Source organism: Ciceribacter sp. L1K23, assembly GCF_018122705.1.
Taxonomy (GTDB): Bacteria; Pseudomonadota; Alphaproteobacteria; order Rhizobiales; family Rhizobiaceae; genus Allorhizobium.
In genome coordinates this window covers 177,063-194,893 of sequence record NZ_JAGRRC010000001.1, presented here as the reverse complement: position 1 = coordinate 194,893, position 17,831 = coordinate 177,063, and the positions used below count along the sequence as shown (strand labels likewise).

General features: G+C 59.9%; 12 protein-coding genes. 6 read left to right on the top strand and 6 right to left on the bottom strand.

Annotation, left to right across the window (positions count from 1 at the left end):
* The first annotated feature begins 63 nt into the window (after positions 1-63).
* Positions 64-1,134, top strand: a complete 1,071-nt coding sequence (locus J5J10_RS00815; RefSeq protein WP_211928421.1) for a DNA topoisomerase IB — start codon at positions 64-66, stop codon at positions 1,132-1,134.
* Here J5J10_RS00815 and J5J10_RS00810 read toward each other — a convergent pair.
* A complete protein-coding gene (locus J5J10_RS00810) occupies positions 1,103-2,965 on the bottom strand; it encodes a heavy metal translocating P-type ATPase (protein WP_211928420.1) in 1,863 nt (620 codons plus the stop codon). The genes J5J10_RS00815 and J5J10_RS00810 overlap by 32 nt on opposite strands.
* A gap of 142 nt (positions 2,966-3,107) precedes the next feature.
* Between J5J10_RS00810 and dxr the strand changes: the two genes are divergently transcribed.
* Entirely contained in the window at positions 3,108-4,301 is a 1,194-nt protein-coding gene (gene dxr, locus J5J10_RS00805; protein WP_211928419.1) for a 1-deoxy-D-xylulose-5-phosphate reductoisomerase, read from the top strand.
* Positions 4,302-4,338: 37 nt separating this feature from the next.
* Here the strand turns inward: dxr and hemA are convergent, their stop codons facing one another.
* The 4 genes from hemA to J5J10_RS00785 form a co-directional block, all read right to left on the bottom strand.
* Positions 4,339-5,553, bottom strand: a complete 1,215-nt coding sequence (hemA, locus tag J5J10_RS00800; protein ID WP_211928418.1) for a 5-aminolevulinate synthase — start codon at positions 5,551-5,553, stop codon at positions 4,339-4,341.
* A 218-nt stretch (positions 5,554-5,771) separates the two neighbouring features.
* On the bottom strand, positions 5,772-6,566 hold the full coding sequence (locus J5J10_RS00795) for a xanthine dehydrogenase family protein subunit M (protein WP_211928417.1): 795 nt from the start codon (positions 6,564-6,566) through the stop codon (positions 5,772-5,774).
* Between the two features lie 15 nt (positions 6,567-6,581).
* Positions 6,582-8,930: a xanthine dehydrogenase family protein molybdopterin-binding subunit gene (locus J5J10_RS00790; RefSeq protein ID WP_211928416.1), complete on the bottom strand. Its 2,349-nt coding sequence runs from the start codon at positions 8,928-8,930 to the stop codon at positions 6,582-6,584.
* A gap of 97 nt (positions 8,931-9,027) precedes the next feature.
* Complete coding sequence (locus tag J5J10_RS00785; protein WP_211928415.1) at positions 9,028-9,516, bottom strand: (2Fe-2S)-binding protein; 489 nt, start codon at positions 9,514-9,516, stop codon at positions 9,028-9,030.
* A 295-nt stretch (positions 9,517-9,811) separates the two neighbouring features.
* Between J5J10_RS00785 and J5J10_RS00780 the strand changes: the two genes are divergently transcribed.
* The 3 genes from J5J10_RS00780 (at position 9,812) to J5J10_RS00770 (ending at position 16,325) form a co-directional block, all read left to right on the top strand.
* Positions 9,812-10,075, top strand: a complete 264-nt coding sequence (locus tag J5J10_RS00780; RefSeq protein WP_208554352.1) for a YMGG-like glycine zipper-containing protein — start codon at positions 9,812-9,814, stop codon at positions 10,073-10,075.
* A 197-nt stretch (positions 10,076-10,272) separates the two neighbouring features.
* Entirely contained in the window at positions 10,273-12,135 is a 1,863-nt protein-coding gene (locus J5J10_RS00775) for an autotransporter assembly complex family protein (RefSeq protein WP_249116639.1), read from the top strand.
* A 26-nt stretch (positions 12,136-12,161) separates the two neighbouring features.
* Positions 12,162-16,325: a translocation/assembly module TamB domain-containing protein gene (locus J5J10_RS00770; protein WP_211928413.1), complete on the top strand. Its 4,164-nt coding sequence runs from the start codon at positions 12,162-12,164 to the stop codon at positions 16,323-16,325.
* A gap of 10 nt (positions 16,326-16,335) precedes the next feature.
* On the opposite strand, the gene J5J10_RS00765 is transcribed toward J5J10_RS00770, so the two are convergent.
* Positions 16,336-16,773: an Lrp/AsnC family transcriptional regulator gene (locus J5J10_RS00765; protein WP_211928412.1), complete on the bottom strand. Its 438-nt coding sequence runs from the start codon at positions 16,771-16,773 to the stop codon at positions 16,336-16,338.
* Positions 16,774-16,891: 118 nt separating this feature from the next.
* Here J5J10_RS00765 and rocF point away from each other — a divergent pair, with 118 nt between their 5' ends.
* On the top strand, positions 16,892-17,827 hold the full coding sequence (gene rocF, locus J5J10_RS00760) for an arginase (RefSeq protein WP_348646503.1): 936 nt from the start codon (positions 16,892-16,894) through the stop codon (positions 17,825-17,827).
* The last annotated feature ends 4 nt before the right edge of the window (positions 17,828-17,831 follow it).

Here is a 17,831-nt window from a genome sequence, read left to right as displayed (position 1 = left end):
TTGGGAACCCGAACCTTGTCGGGACGTTGCTGCCGTTCCAGCATTCACCGGGATGAACGGGTCATGGACAGCAAACCAGGCGGAACTTCAGAACCTCGGGCTTTGGCCCGGATCGGGCTCGTCTATGTCAGCGACGAAATGCCAGGCATATCGAGGCAGCGGAAGGGCCGCGGTTTCTGCTATCGGCTGCCCGACGGCAGCCTATTGAGGGAGGAAACGCATCTCGAGCGCATCAGGAAACTGGGCCTACCGCCGGCCTATAAGAAGGTCTGGATTTGTCTAGACGAGAATGGTCACCTGCAGGCCACGGGTTTCGATGACACGGGGCGGAAGCAATACCGCTATCATCCGGAATGGTCGGAGTGGCGAAGTCGTCAGAAATACGCAGATCTGCTGGCTTTTTCACGCGCACTGCCTCGCATCAGGCGGACAATACAACGTGATCTGGAAGCCAACTCAGGGGATGCGCGATTTCTACTCGCGGCGCTCGTCGCACTCTTGGACGTTACACATCTTCGGGTGGGGAACCGGTCCTACACACTGCAAAACGGCTCTTATGGAGCGACCACGCTGCTCAAGCGGCATTTCACCTTCACCGATGACGGCATACGCCTGAGTTTTCGAGCCAAAGGCGGCAAGCGGGTGCAACGAACGCTCCGACACCCCAAACTACAACGTATCTTGGAAGCGATCGCCGATCTGCCCGGACGCGAGTTCTTCGCGTGGAAGGACGATGATGGCGTTGCTCATCGTGTCGATTCCGGGCGCCTCAACGCCTATCTCACCGAAACAGCGGACTTGGATATCTCGGCGAAAACCTTCCGGACTTGGGGCGGGACGGTCGCGGCGCTAGATGCCGCTTGCGCGGCACTACGACAGGGACGGAAACCCACGATACGAGAGATGTGCCAGGCGGCGTCAACGGAACTCTGCAACACACCGACGATTTGCCGAAAGAGCTATGTCCATCCCGCGGTACTCGAACTCGCCGCAGCGGATCCGGGCGACGATATGCCTTGGTGGAACGGAGATGGTGCCACACCCGGGCTGCGGGTCAGCGAGCGGCGCCTAGCCGCCCTTCTCGCGTCAAAGGATGATGCGTCTAGGAGTGGCGGCCGCTCGAAGCAGGCGTGAGCACCCGCAGCGCATTCAGGATCACGGTGACATCGATAAGCTCCTGCAGCAAGGCTCCTTGCACTGGTGGCAGAAAGCCGATTGCGGCAGCCACCATCGCTATCAACGAAAGCCCGATCCCGACCCACACGCTTTGCAGCGCGATCCGGCGGGTTCGTCGCGCGATACTGATAGCGTCGGCGAGCCGATTGAGATCGTCAACCAGCAGAACGACGTCCGCGACTTCGGCGGACGCCGCGACACCTCCGGCTCCGACGGCGACGCCGACATCGGCAGCCGACAGCGCCGGGGCGTCGTTGACGCCATCGCCAACCATCAACACCGGCCCATAGCGCTTTTCGTCCTGGACAATCGCGACCTTCTGGAGTGGCAAGACCTCACCGTGCGAAGCTTCGACGCCAAGCGTGCTGCCTATTGTGGCCACAATGCCGCGTTGATCGCCTGACGCCATCACCAGGCGCTGAATCCCAGAACCGCGCAGTGCCGCCAAAAGATCCTTCGCGTCGGCTCGCAACTGATCTGAGAGAAGGATGATTCCTGCGACCAGCCCATCGACCGCGACGGCAACCACGGCGGAACCCGGCGGAATGTCCCGTCCCAGTTCGTGGGGATCGCCTTCCAACGAGCGTGACCTGACGAAGTCACTGCCACCGACCACGACGCGACGGCCGTCGACAAGACCTTCGAGCCCGCTTCCCGACGTTTCCATGACATCCGATGGTGAGGAAAGGGTCAGTCCCGCCAGATGCGCGGCCGCCACCAGGCTGCGAGCACTTGCATGCCCGGACGCCTGATCCAGCGAGGCGGCCAGACGAAGAACCTCTCTGTCTTCGAACCCGGTCACGGCGCGCACCTCCATCACGCCCGCCGATCCGGTGGTCATGGTGCCTGTCTTGTCGAGCACCGCGACTTTCACGCGTGCCAGCATTTCCAGCGCGGCACCGCTCTTGATCAGCACGCCCTCGGAGGCCGCGCGCGATAGCCCGGATATCAACGCGACGGGCACGGCCAGGATAAGAGGGCATGGCGTAGCAACAACGAGGACGGCAAGCGCGCGCTGCCGGTCACCGGAGAGCCACCACGCCAAAGCCGCCGTAAGCAGGGTTGCACCCAGGAAAAACAGCGCGTACCGATCCGCGAGATGGACAATTGGCGCGCGGCTCGCTTGCGCCTGTTCAACGAGGCGAACGATACCGGCATACGTACTTTCCGCCGCAGGCCGCAATACGATGAGGTCGAATGCCGCTCCGAGTGAAACACAACCGCTCGGAACCTCCTCCCCCGGTAGACGCCGCACACTGGTAGATTCGCCTGTCAGAGCGGACATGTCCAAATCGGCAGACCCCTCTGCAAGACGACCGTCTACAGGGATAACCTCGCCGCGACGAACGAGAATTCGCTCCCCGGGAACCAGACCGTCGAGCGGCACCTCGGAGAGTTCGCCATTGTGATAGCGGAGGGCCGTGCGCGGAACCCGTCCGAGAAGGGCCGTCATCTCGCGCCGCGCCCGGCCCTCCGCGAAGCTCTCCAGCAACCGACCTCCCGCATACATCAGGGCCACGATCGCAGCTGCCAGGGATTCGTCGAAAGCGATGGCTGCGGTGATCGATAGCGCGGCGATGATGTCGACCCCCGCCTGGCCACGCGACAGCGACCGCAGTATATCCGCGACCATGACGGCAAGGACCGGCAATGCACCCAGAAGCCATGCAGTGACAGACAACGCGGGATAACCTAAGGCGTGGGCTGCGGCGCCGGCGATCAGCGCGACGAGAGCCCACGCCGCAATGATTGGCCAAGGATAGTCAACTATTCTACGCGCAACTGGCATCTATTTCATCTCCCTCGGCCGCCATCGCCTCTCGACGGTGCCAGCTTCTGACGGCCGAAAATGGCTTCCCCGGTGGAGCCTTGCTGACCGCTGCTTTCCCTTGTAGAGCCTTACGGGAGCGAAGTATCAGCCGGATTTTCGAATGTTCAAGGAAGAAACCGCCCCGCATCGCCTTACGGTTCTGGGCTCGACGGGATCGATCGGCGTCAACACGCTGGATGTGATCCGGCATCTGGGCGGCCGCGATCGTTTCGAGATCATGGCGCTGACCGGAAATGGCAACATTACGCTTCTGGCGGAGCAGGCAAGAGCGACCGGCGCCCGCATGGCGGTAACTGCGGACGAAAGCCAGTATGTTGCCTTGAAAGACGCGCTGGACGGCACCGGAACCGTGGTGGCTGCGGGCCGGTCGGGTCTTATTGAGGCGGCGACTATGAATGCCGAATGGGTCATGGCTGCCATCGTCGGCACCGCCGGACTCGCTCCGACGCTGGCTGCAGCAGCGCGCGGGGCAACGATCGCGCTCGCCAACAAGGAGTGCCTCGTCTCCGCCGGCGAACTCTTCGTCCAGGCCGTTCAAAAGGGCGGCGGTCGACTGATACCGGTCGATAGTGAGCACAGCGCGATCTTCCAGTGTCTCGAAAAAGATCAGCGGCCTAGCCTTGAGCGGATAATATTGACCGCTTCAGGTGGTCCGTTCCGCACGCACAGCCGGGAGCAGATGGCGGAAGTCACGGTACAAGCGGCGCGGACGCATCCGAACTGGTCGATGGGTCTGAAGATTTCCGTCGGCAGCGCCTCGATGTTCAACAAAGCGCTGGAGATGATCGAGGCAAAGCATCTCTTCGATGTCGGGCCTGAACAGATTGAGGTCATCGTTCACCCGCAATCCATTATCCATTCCATGGTTGGCTATTCAGATGGCTCGGTCATCGCGCAGCTCGGCGTTCCCGACATGCGCACTGCAATTGGCTATGCCCTCACCTTTCCGGCGAGGCCTCAGCTTCCCGTCGATCGACTCGATTTCGCCCGGATTGCCCGCCTGGATTTTGAAGCGCCCGACGAAACCCGCTTTCCCGCCCTCCGCCTTGCCCGCACTGCCCTGCAGCGTGGCGGCGTGCAGGGCGCGGCGATGAATGCAGCTGAAGAAACCGCGTTCGACGCTTTCGTGGACGAACGAATCGGGTTTCTCGACATGGCCGATATTGCCGAGACGGTCATGGAGGAAATGATCGCATTTGGTGGAGCGACGTCTATCAACGATGTGTTCGAGGCTGATGCAGAAGCAAGGCGCCGCGCAGTCGACGCGATCGCCCGAAAAGAAAAAGCCGCCTGAGTTCAGACGGCTTCGTTGCTGCTATGCTGAGTGTCGCTTAGGCGACCGCACGCGCGAGCGCGCAACGGGACCACAACTGGTGAAGCGCGCCGACCAAGTGTTCGATATCAGCATCGGTGTGCAGCGGCGTCGGGGTGATGCGAAGACGCTCGGTCTTCTTCGGCACCGTCGGATAGTTGATCGGCTGGACGTAGATGTTGAAGTTGTCGAGCAGGATATCGGAAATCCACTTGCACTTGGCTGCGTCACCCACCATCACGGGAACGATGTGGCTTGGGTTGGGCATGTGCGGGATACCGCGCGCATCGAGCAACGACCGAACGCGACGAACGCGCTCCTGATGGGCGAAACGTTCGATCTGGTTGGACTTGAGATGACGAATGGAGGCAACGGCGCCGGCGGCAAGCGCAGGGGGCAAGGCGGTCGTAAAAATGAAGCCTGATGCGAAGGACCGGATGAAATCGCAGAGCGCCGCGGATGCAGCGATGTAGCCGCCCATCACGCCAAACGCCTTGCCGAGGGTCCCCTCGATAATGGTCAGACGATGCATCAGGCCTTCGCGTTCCGCGACACCTCCGCCACGAGGACCGTACATGCCGACCGCATGCACTTCGTCAAGATACGTCATGGCACCATATTTGTCGGCCAGATCGCATATTTCCTTGATTGGCGAGATGTCGCCATCCATCGAATAGACGGACTCGAAAGCGATCAGCTTGGGCGCCTTTGGATCGGCGGCCGCAAGTTTGGCTTCCAGATCCTTGAGGTCGTTATGCTTCCAGATGACCCGCTCGCACTTTCCATGCTTGATGCCTTCGATCATGGAGGCATGGTTCAAGGCGTCGGAAAAGATGATCAATCCCGGAATCTTTTGGCCAAGCGTGCCAAGCGTCGCCCAGTTGGAAATATAGCCGGATGTAAAGATCAGCGCCGACTCCTTACCATGAAGGTCGGCGAGTTCGTTTTCCAGCAGCACGTGATAGTGATTGGTACCCGAGATGTTTCGGGTGCCTCCCGCACCCGCGCCACAGTTATCGATCGCGGTTTTCATCGCCTCGATGACGACCGGGTTCTCGCCCATGCCGAGATAGTCGTTCGAGCACCAGACGGTAACATCCTGGGTTCCGTTTTCGGTGTAACGCGTTGCGCGCGGAAAGTTGCCTCTCTGGCGTTCAAGATCGGCGAACACCCGGTAACGGCCTTCTTCGTGAAGGCCATCCAACTCGCTCTTGAAAAACGCGTCGAAATCCATTTCCAAACTCCAGCTTCTGCGTCTCTTTTGGTTCCGAGCGCGCCGTCGGTCAACCCTACTTTTCTGGTTTCATTCTAAACTGCGACAAATCGCGCTGCTTTTTTTGAATCCTTCCAGAAAATTGCTAACCGATCATCTCAGTCAGAAATTTGATCTGCGTCAAGCATGCGGAAAAAAGGGCGACCGAAGCCGCCCTTCCATTTCAGCTGTCAATAACATCACGCCTGGGCCACAGCGCGCTTGGCCATGACCCTGATGAGATTGGCCCTGTAGTCGGCTGTGCAATGCAGGTCCCCCATCAGGTTCGATGGATCGATAGCCACCTCTGACAGAGCATCCGGGGACCAACGGTCCGTCAGGGCCTGTTCGAGACCGGCATGGCGAAAGACGCCATCCGCGCCCGCTCCAGTCACCGCAACCTTGACCTGGCCACCCTTGTTTGCGACGAACACGCCCGTCATCGCATAGCGCGACGCGGGGTTCGCGAATTTGGCGTATCCCGCTTTCTCAGGCGCGTCGAAGACAAACGCTGTGATGATCTCGCCTTCCATCAGAGCCGTATCGAATAGCCCTTCGAAGAAGTCATCCGCCCCGATCTCGCGCTGATTCGTGACGACCGTCGCGCCGAGGGCCAGGATCGCGGCGGGATAGTCGGCAGCCGGGTCATTGTTGGCCACCGATCCTCCAATCGTGCCGATATGGCGGACATGTGGGTCCCCGATCATGCCGGCGAGATTGCAGATAGCCGGACAGACGGATCTCAGTTCGGCCGAACCCGCGACCTCAGCGTGGGTCACGCCGGCGCCAATCCGCACCGTGCGCCCGCTGACGGATATTCCTTTCATCGCCTGGATATGCCGCAGGTCAACCAGATCCGAAGGCTGAGCAAGCCGCTGCTTCATTGTTGCGATAAGGGTTTGACCGCCGGCAACGAATTTGCCGTCCTCGGCCGCAGAGAGAAGTTTTACCGCCTCTTCGACAGAGGAGGCACGGTGATAGCTGACTGAATGCATGATCCTCTCCCTCTCTCAGTGCGCTGCCTGGATGGCATTCCATACCGCAAGCGGCGTGGCGGGCATCTTGAGGCTGTTGTGGCCGATGGCATCGGTGATCGCGTTGATGAGCGCCGGCGGAGAGCCGATGGCACCCGCCTCCCCGCATCCCTTGATGCCCAACGGATTGCCGGGGCAAGGAGTGCACTGGTGCGAAACGTTGAACGACGGCAGGTCGTCAGCGCGTGGCATGGCGTAATCCATGAAGCTTGCCGTCAGAAGCTGGCCAGTTGACGAGTCGTAACGCACACCTTCCAGCAATGCCTGCCCGATACCCTGGGCCAAACCGCCATGTACTTGTCCTTCGACAATCATCGGGTTGATGATATTGCCGAAGTCGTCAGCCGCCACGAACTGGATGATGTCGGTCTTGCCTGTTTCAGGGTCGACTTCCACCTCGCAGATGTAACAACCGGCAGGGAATGTGAAGTTGGTGGGATCATAGAACGCACCTTCCTTCAAGCCCGGCTCCATGCCAGCTGGAAGATTGTGCGCGGTATAAGCGGCGAGCGCCACCTGGAACCAGGGAAGCGCCTTATCGGTCCCGGCAATCTTGAGCTCACCGTTCTCGATCACCACGTCGCTCTCGTCCGCCTCCATCAGGTGGGCGGCGATCTTTTTCGCCTTGGCTTCGACCTTGTCCAGCGCCTTGACGATTGCCGACATACCAACCGCACCGGAGCGAGATCCGTAGGTGCCCATACCCATCTGCACCTTGTCGGTGTCACCGTGGACGATCGAGATATTGTCGATCGGCAGTCCGAAGCGCTCGGCAACCAACTGCGCAAATGTGGTTTCGTGACCCTGTCCGTGACTGTGTGATCCTGTGAGAACCTCCACGGTCCCAACCGCGTTCACCCTCACCTCGGCCGACTCCCACAAACCGACACCTGCACCGAGCGATCCCACGGCTTGCGATGGAGCAATGCCGCAGGCCTCAATGTAGCAGCTCATGCCGATGCCACGCTTCGTTCCGCGTGCTTCGGCCTCCGACCGCCGTCCCGCGAAACCGTTCCAGTCGGCTGCCTTCATCGCGGCATTTAGCGACGCCTCGTAGTCCCCAGCGTCGTAACACATGATGACCGGGGTCTGGTACGGGAAGGACCTGATGAAGTTCTGCCGGCGGAGTTCTGCAGGCGAGACGCCGAGTTCGCGGGCAGCTGTCTCCATAGTCCGTTCAAGAAGATAGGTCGCCTCCGGGCGTCCAGCTCCGCGATAGGCGTCGACCGGAACCGTATTGGTGTAGACCGTGCGTACATTGCAGTGGATCGCCGGGATAACGTACTGGCCCGACAACAGTGTCGCATAGAGATAGGTCGGCACCGAGGAAGAGAACAGCGACATGTAGGCGCCCAGATTGGCAACAGTATCGACCTTCAGCGCGGTGATCCTGTTGTCGCTGTCGAAGGCCATCTTCACCTTCGACACATGGTCGCGGCCATGCGCATCCGTCAGGAAAGCCTCCGTCCTGTCCGACGTCCATTTCACCGGAACACCCGTCTTCCTCGAAGCCCAGAGACAGACGATCTCCTCCGGATAAATGTAGATTTTAGATCCGAAGCCTCCGCCGACATCGGGGGCGATGACCCGCAGCTTGTTTTCCGGCGCCACGTTGTAAAACGCACTCATGACGAGGCGCGCCACATGCGGGTTCTGGCTCGTCGTGTAGCAGGTGTAGTGATCCTCGGCCGAATCATAGATGCCGAGCGCTGCGCGCGGCTCCATCGGGTTCGGCGAAAGCCGATTGTTGTGGATCTCGATTTCGGTAACGTGTGCGGCTGCCGCGATCGCCCTATCCGCCGCGCCGGCGTCGCCGATCTCCCAGTCGTAGATCAGATTGCCAGGCGCTTCGGGGTGCAATTGCGGAGCACCGGACTGCAGTGCCTCTGTTGCATCGGTGACCACCGGCAGCTCTTCGTAATCCACTTCGACCGCCTCGGCGGCATCTCTCGCCTCACCGACACTGTCGGCAATGACGACCGCAACCGCGTCCCCGACGTAGCGAACCGTGTCGTGCGCAATTGGCCGCCAGGCGCCCATCTTCATGGGAGTGCCGTCCTTGGAATGGATCATCCAACCGCAGATCAGGTTGCCTATCCCGTCCGCCAAAAGCTGCTTGCCGTCCAGAACGTCGATAACACCGGGCATCGCCTTGGCTGCGGAAACATCGAGACTTTTGATGCGTGCATGCGCATGGGGCGAGCGCACGAAATAAGCGAACTTCATGCCCGGCACGACCATGTCGTCCGTATACCGGCCCTTTCCGGTCAGAAAGCGTTTGTCTTCCTTGCGCGCAACGCGCGCGCCAATTCCTTCAACACCCATCTTCACTCCTCCAACGAGCAGGGGTCTAAAGTTTCGGCGTCAGGCGACGGCGGCCGGCATGAAACAATCACGAGGCCGGCAGCCGCCCGCCGCCAGGTCACTCGGCAGCTTGGCGGCCGGAAGTCATCTCAGTATTGGCGGCAAGAACGGCTTTGACGATATTGTGGTAGCCCGTGCAACGACAGATATTGCCCTCCAGCTCATGCCGTACCGTCGCCTCATCCAGGTGTCCGCCATGGCGGTTGATCATGTCCACCGCCGTCATCACCATCCCAGGCGTGCAAAAGCCGCATTGCAAACCATGATGTTCCTTGAACGCCGCCTGCACGGGGTGCAATTCGCCATTTGCTGCCAGTCCTTCGATCGTCGTGATCGACGAACCGCTGGCCTGTACCGCGAGAATCGAACAGCTCTTGATTGACTTGCCGTCCATGTGAACGACGCAGGCACCGCACTGGTTGGTGTCGCACCCGACATGCGTTCCCGTGAGTCCGAGATTTTCGCGTATGAAACTGACAAGCAGCGTGCGCTCCTCGCACTCGCCGCTCACTGTACGGCCATTCACCGTCAGCGTTACTTTCGTCATCTTGTTCCTCCTCGTGCTTCTCCCGAGCACGCATGCATCATTTGCCTTTTTCTTCAGACGATCAACATATACCGACGCGCCAGACAGATTTTTCGTTTCCGCGCCGCAACATGGAATTATCCCCTGTGACCGGACTCACACAGGCACCTGGGATAGGTGGTTGATGGACAGGTCACGCGTGGACTTTCGCGTTTTCAACGATATGCTTAAGTCACAGCGCGATCTGGCGGAAAGCCGGCGCCGCTGCGAGCAGGGAGGCTCGGACGGGCTTTCCATAAAAAGGTGGAGAAGACAGATGAAGAAAATTCTGGCTCTGGTCCTGGTCGGCCTTTCGGTCGCAGGCTGCACGCAAACGGAGAAGGGCGCGGCGATCGGCGCGACCTCCGGTGCAATCATCGGCGGTATTGCGACGGGCAACGTTCGCGGCGCTGCTGTCGGCGCGGCGATCGGCGGTGTTGCAGGCGCAGTGATCGGACGCGTGTCCGAACAGCCCGGTCAGTGCTACTATCGTGATCGTTACGGTCGTCGCTACGTTGACTCCTGCCCCAGCGGCTACTGAGGCATGAAAACGGGGTAGCCTCGGCAGCGCAGTTCGAGGCTACCCCATTTTTGTATTCGGACCAGTGCGGAACCCGGGAATGATGGCGGCGTTGCCGCTTCCTCAGGGGCCTGAGCCGACCGGTGAGAGAAAAGCTGCGCATGAAGCGTGATTTGTCAGCACTAAGAACAAGCTCGGCATGTGGAAGAAGCGGTATCATGCTGACCGTTGCCGCAAGCTTGCTGGCACTGAGCCCGATGCCGGCAGTCGCATTCGAGATTTTCGGCATCAAGCTCTTTGAAAGTAAGGACGAACGTCTGGAAGTAATCAACCCGGTCGACTATTCGATCGATCTGGATATCGATAGCGGCGATGCGGCTCTGGACGATGACCTGCGGCGAAGCTCGCTTCTTCTGCAAAATGAAGGCGAACCTGTTTCGGGTGACCTGGGACTCGTGATCAGAGCCCGAGACGACCGCGACCGTCTTGTGGCGACTCTCTACGAAAATTCGCGCTACGGCGGCGTTGTCACAGTCCGAGTGGACGGGACACGGCTGGAAGAGCTGCCACCAAACCCGACATTCCGGAAGGAAGGACCTGTCCCGGTGACGATTAGCGTCGATCCCGGCCCCTCCTTTGTGCTGGGCAAGGTCACTCTGGGGGGCGATGCGGCGCGGCTCGACCCGTCGGACTATGATCTCGAACCAGGCAACGCGGCTGGGTCGGACAAAATTCTCGCGGCCGCAGAGAGGGTGGTGATCGACCTGAAGGCGCAAGGACGTCCGCTCGCCCGGCTCACCGCGCGCGACGTGATTGCGGACCACGAAAGACGTACCGTCGACGTAACCATCGCAGCCGACGGTGGACCGAAAGCACCGATTGGCGATGTCAGCGTCTCTGGCACGAAAAGCGTCGAGGCGGATTTTGTCGCCCGCTACTCCCGGGTACGCCCCGGGCAGCCGTACTCTCCGGAGCAACTTGACGCCGCGGCCAAGCGCCTGCGCGAACTGGGTGTATTCTCCAGCGTGACGATGAAGGAAGCTGATACACTGGCCGCAGATGGATCGCTGCCGATTGAAATCGAAGTCTCAGAAGGGAAGCACCGCTATTTCGGTCTTGGCGCGACTGTTTCAAGCATCGATGGTTTTGGGTTGCAGGGCTACTGGGGCCACCGCAACCTTTTCGGCCAGGCCGAGCAACTTCGGATAGAGGGTTCGATCGGGCGACTTGGCGATACCCAAGAGCTCGGCAATCTCGACTATGCGACCGGCATCTCCTTCACCAAACCTGGGGCATTTTTTCCGGCAGCGACCCTGAGTGCCAGCATACTAGGCGCTACCCGCGAAACGACCTCCTATGCCATCAATACGGTTACGGCGCAGACTAGCCTCGCGTACGAAATGACGGATAGGGATACGATCTCAGGCGGTGTAGCGGTCGAATGGGCGAATGTTGATGATGCCTTCGGTGAAAACGAGTATCTGACCGTCTATACCCCGTTCGAATATGTCCGCGACGCCCGGGACGATACGCTCAACCCCACCGAGGGCTACCGCGCCTCCTTCGCCGCATCGCCGAGTTATGAGACATTCGGCAGCACTCCCTTCATTTCTTTACAGGGAAGCGTCACCGGCTATCTGGGTCTCGGTGAGGAAGATCGTATTGTCCTCGCGGGAAAAATTGCCGGCGGGTCTGTTTTCGGGTCTGGCTCTTTGTCGGACATACCGACGAATCGCCGTTTCTTCGCAGGAGGCGGTGGATCGGTGAGGGGTTATGCCTTCGAGGAAATATCCCCCTACAACGCCGATGACGATCCCACCGGTGGACGTTCGTTTGCCACGGCGTCATTTGAAGCGCGCATCAAGATCACCGAAACGATCGGCGTTGTGCCTTTCATCGATGTCGGTACGGTCTCGGCCTCGAATTTTCCGGATTTCTCAGATATCCGTGCAGGTGCGGGTATAGGTCTCCGCTACGCGACACCATTCGGACCGATCAGGCTCGATGTCGCCATGCCTCTGGACCGCTATGATGGCGGCAGCGATTACGGAATTTATGCCGGGATCGGCCAGAGCTTCTGAAGCCTGGAGAAGGAAAAACACTGACCATGGCCTTTCTGAAGCGCCTCGCATTATGGTCCATAAGGCTTCTCGGCCTGACTGCCGGCATCGCAATCCTGCTGGGCCTTATTTTGATTGTGGCCGTCGGATTCACGTCCAGCGGGAGCCAGTTCATCGCATCTTTCGTCAGTGGGCTGATTTCCTCTCCCGGTCAAAACATCACGATCAGCAACCTGGGCTCCATCCTCACAGGGAAGCTTCGCATCGAGTCCGTCACGCTCGCTGACAGGCGCGGCACCTACGGCAGCATAAGCGGCATCGAAATTGACTGGACCCCTTCCGCTCTTCTCGGGGCAACCTTCAGAGCCGAAACGGTATCGGCCTCGTCTATGACGATAGAGCGACTGCCTGAGACAGGCGAACAGGAAGCAACCACCTCTGGAAGCGGATTCCAGCTACCCGTAAAACTGGACATCGACACGATTTCGCTTCCTTCGGTTAGGTTTGGCGAGGAGGTTGCCGGCCTGCCCTTATCCTTTTCGGCAAGCGGGTCATTGACGGCAGATGGCAACTCGATAGCCGCGTCGCTCGATGCCCAACGCCTGGACACCCCGGAAACATCTCTCGAAGCCCGCCTCGTCTACGCACCTGCCGACAACACCCTGATCCTTGACGGCAAGTACACCGAACCCAGGGAGGGACTGTTCGGCACCTTGCTCCGCATCCCGGGAGAGCCCGCGCTGACGGTGCGCGTCGATGGTCAAGGTCCTCTGTCCGACTGGGTCGCCGAACTGAGCGCCGATCTGAACGGTGAAACCGTTCTTGCCGTAGAAGCTGGGCACCGGCTTCAGCAGGACGGCGATCGTCAGATTCGGGTCACGGGTGGAGGCGAATTTGCGAGCCTGATGCCGCCATTGCTACGCGAGACTTTCTCCGGCGAGACATCCGTTGATCTTTTCGCGTCTCTCAACGGAACCGACCGACTGAGCATAGAGACGGCCCGTCTCTCCACCGGCAATCTTCTTCTTACCGCGTCAGGGACACTGGATCGTAGCGGGGAGAATAACCTGCAGGCCAATCTGGTGAGTGTCGGCGGACCGATGGATATCCGTTGGCCGCTGCAGAACGGCGATGTAGTTGCTGCCATCGAGCGGATCGACCTGACGGCTGTTGGTCCTGCGCAGTCGGCGACGATCTCAGCTGGCGCGTCTCTGGCGCGGCTGGAGGTTCCAACCGCAGAGCTGGATAAAGTTCGCTTCGACGCCCGGTCAAGCAATTTCAATCTGGCAGCGCTCTCCGGCGACGTGGATGTCAACCTCGCAGTGGGCGGAGGCGATTTTCAAAACGCCAACCTTGACCGCGCGATCCGTACACCCCTGACAATCAAGGCACCCGTCACCGTCACCGATGAAAGCGTGGCATCGGACAACATCAGCATCGAAAGCCCCGCGGTCAACGGCACGATCGCGGCTCGATATGTGTTGGCCGACGGATCGGCTGCTGGCGCCGTAAACGTGCGAATATCGCCAACCGCGCTACCGGAGACAGTCGCGGAACGGTTCGACGGCGATCTCACGATAAGCGGCGACGTCGCCTACGGGACCGATGGGACGCTAGATATCGATCAGCTCGCCGTCGACTCCAGCCTCGGCACTATCGAGGGCAACGTCACCGTTGGACAAGGCGATCTCGCAAGCGAAATCAGCGGCACGATCACCAATCTCGGAAACCTCCTTGCAAATGTTGAGGGGCAGGCATCGTTTACCGCAAATCTGTCTGGGTCCGTTGCAACGCCGAACGCAAGCGTGACGATGTCGATCGCCGACGCCATTTTCGCCGGACGCGAATTGAGCGACTTCACGCTTTCGGCGGAGGGGCTTGTTGATCCGCAGGCGCCAGCCGGCACAGTCCAGGCCCAGGGTTCGATCGACGGCCAACAGATATCCATGCGGTCCTCCGTCGAGACAAGCGATGGATTGATACGCGTGCCCACAGTGACCGTGAACGTCGGCTCCAACGAACTCAGGGGATCGCTTGCATTTGACCGTGAGCGCGTTCCCTCGGGCGAACTGACGTTTGACTTTCCGCAGATAGATTTGATCGCGGCTTTCGTCGGCCAGCAGCTTTCGGGCGACCTCGCTGGTAATGTTCGCCTATCCGCCGATGCCACGGATGTTTCGGTCAATATTGAAGCGACCGGGTCGTCCCTCGCCCGGGACGGAACGACAGTGGTCGAGCCCCGGTTTGACGTCACGATCGACGATGTTGCGGACCTGCAGATGAACGGAAGCATCAGCGCACAGTCCGTCGGTATCGGCGCAAACTCCTTAATGTCCCCAACGGTCACCTTCACCGGCAACTCTGACCAGACAGTAGTCGAGATCACCGCAGGCTATGACAACGCACCGGCCAGGGCGACCGCTACCCTCTCGCGTTCCTCGCAGGGAATTGACATTGCTATGCGGGAGTTAGCCGCAGCACCGCGCGGCATCGACATTCGCCTCGCAGATACCGCAACGATCAATATTGCGAACGGCACTGTGCGCACCGACGACCTGACGCTTGGAGTAGGAACTGGTACAGTTGCGGTTCAGGGGTCTATCGGAACAATGCTGAACGCCAACGCGACGATCAGCGGAATGCCTGCAAGCCTCGTGAACAGCGTCGCGCCATCGCTTTCAGCTTCCGGGACAGTTGCGGGAACCGTGGAGGCGCGAGGCAGCCTCAGCGAGCCTATGGTGACTTACCGGCTGAACTGGAGCGAAGCCGCTGTTGCCCAGACCCGAAGTGCCGGTGTTCCTCCCTTAAACGTCGATGCTAACGGTAACATTGCCGGCAAAAACCTGTCGATTGAGACGAGCATCACCGGCGGCGCGGGAGTATCGATCAACGCCAGCGGTACAGTTACTATCGAGGGCAACATGCCTCTCTCGCTGCGGCTCTCCGGAAACATACCTCTCGGCCTGTTTGCCGCTCAACTGTCGGCGCAAGGGCTGGTCGCAGAAGGAACCGCGACCGTCAACGCAACAATCTCGGGGCCGGCCTCGACTCCGTCGATCACAGGCAGCGCATCATTGAACGGCGGCACTCTCGTCGATGTCCGTCGCAATCTGACCATCGAGGCACTTTCGGCCAATGTCGCATTGAACGGCAATCAGGCGCAGATATCGGCTCTTTCGGGGCGCCTCTCCGGCGGCGGAAGCATCAGTGGCAACGGGACCGTTGGACTCTCTGGCAGCCTGCCCGCCGACATCACTCTCAACCTGTCAGAGGCTGCCTACGTGGACGGCACACTTGTTTCAACGTCGGCAAGCGGCGATCTTACTCTGCGCGGTCCTCTTCTCGCAGGTCCTACTCTTTCAGGTAATCTGGCGCTCGGCGAAACGGCCATCACCATACCGGAACGTCTTCCCGCGACACTCAGCGAACTGGACATTACCCACCGCAACGCACCTGCCGATGTCCAGAGGCAGGTCGCAGCATTGTCCCGGCAAGGCGGGAACGGCACGTCAAGCGGCATCAATCTCGACCTGGGCATTACGACTCCCGGAAAGATATTCGTGCGTGGTCGTGGTATCGATGCGGAACTGGGTGGTTCGCTCACCGTTCGCGGAACGAGCACGACACCGGCAGTGTCCGGCGCCTTCACGCTGACACGTGGACGGCTTTCGATCCTGACGCGTCGCCTGACATTCACCAGCGGCACGATTACTTTCGGCGGCAACTTGATACCCCTCCTCAATCTGGAAGCCTCGAGCACCGCCGGAAGCACGACGATCACGGTAAGAATATCGGGGCTTGCAAATGATCCCGCCGTCTCCTTCTCCTCGTCGCCGGCCCTTCCCGAAGATGAAATCCTGGCACAGCTGATTTTCGGCCAGTCGCTGTCCCGACTGTCGGCGGTGCAGATCGCCCAACTCGCGGACGCTGCCAGCCAACTCGCCGGCGGCCGGTCTTCCTCGCTTTTCGAAACGCTTCGCGCCGGTCTCGGTGTCGACAATCTCGACATCACGACCGACTCGGAAGGAAATGCCGCGATCAGCGCCGGGCGCTATCTGAACGATCGCACCTATCTGGAGCTCCAGCAATCGGGCAACGGTGGCGGCAAGGCGGTGATCAACCTCGACATCGGTCGTGGCGTCAAATTGCGCGGCGAAGCTGGTGGAGACGGCTCGTCGGGAGCGGGCATCTTTTACGAGCGGGAATACTAGCGAGGCGAGGTCAAAGACCCATCTTGCTCGTCTTCAGCAGGATGCTGGATTCGGTCGAGTTTATTCCCTCCACCAGCCTGATCCTTCGAAGAGTTTCATCGAAACGGGCCAGGTCTTTCGTTTCGAGTTCGGCGATAAGGTCCCACCGGCCATTCGTGCTGTGAAGCGCCTTTATCTCGGGCATACCACGAAGACTCTGGGTCACCCTATCCGCATACTTTCCGACGACTTCAATCATGACGACCGCCCGGACGCCCGTCTGCGCCAGTTCATCTCCGGTGCGTATCGTGAAGCCAGTGATCATGCCGTTATCGACCATCCGCTGAATACGCATGGTTATGGTGGCGCGGGCAGCCCCGGTCGATGCGGCCAGCGAAGCGACAGGCAATCGCGCATTTTGCCGAAGGGCGGATAGGATACTCCGATCCAGATCGTCAATGTTGGACATATTGAAAGATTGTACCTACCATAATGAGAATTACACTCCGAATTCTGACACTTTTCCGTCTTTTTGCAACGCCTACAATGCCTCAAGATCAGTGAGACAGGACGGGAGATTGGAAACGGTGACGGAAAACACGAACAAGCTGGCGCTGATTGGAGTGCCCCTTGAGGAAGGTTCAGGTCGCGGTGGCTGCGCAATGGGTCCGGCCGCACTAAGAATAGCAGGCATCGCCGATACGATGACGGAACTTGGATTCGACGTCGCGGACTTGGGAGACCTCCGACCGGTTCCGGCAGACCGCCTCACGTCTTCCGAAAAAGCCCGCCGCTTGCCTGAAGTTGCGGCGATGGCACGCGCACTTGAACAGGCGACATACGATGCGGCGACGAATGGAGCCATCCCGATCATACTGGGTGGCGACCACAGCCTCTCAATGGGAAGCGTTTCGGGTATGGCACGACGGGCGAACAATATTGGTCGGCCGCTTTTCGTTTTGTGGCTCGATGCCCACGCCGACTTCAACTCGCCCGAAACATCTCCATCCGGCAACATCCATGGAATGCCCGTGGCGTTTTTCTGCGGCAAGGCGGAATTCGCGCCAATCCTGCCGGCAGACCGGCCGTTGGTCGATCCGCGGCGCGTGTTCCAGGTTGGCATCCGCTCGGTCGATCCGATCGAGAGGCAGCTGATCGCCAAACACGGCGTCAACGTCTATGACATGCGCGCAATCGACGAAAAGGGAATGGCGGCGATTGTTCGCGAAATCATTGCTGCTGTGCGAGCCGAGCACGGTCTTCTCCACATCAGTCTCGACGTCGATTTTCTCGATCCGGACGTGGCACCGGGCGTCGGAACCACGGTGCCGGGTGGCGCCACCTTCCGCGAAGCACACCTCATCATGGAGATGATGCACGACAGTGGTCTCGTATCCTCGCTGGACCTCGTTGAATTGAACCCGTTCCTTGATGATAGGGGTAAGAGCGCCCGCGTCATGGTTGAACTGGCCGCAAGTCTTTTCGGTCGCCGTATACTCGACCGCCCCACCCGAGCCGCCTGATCGA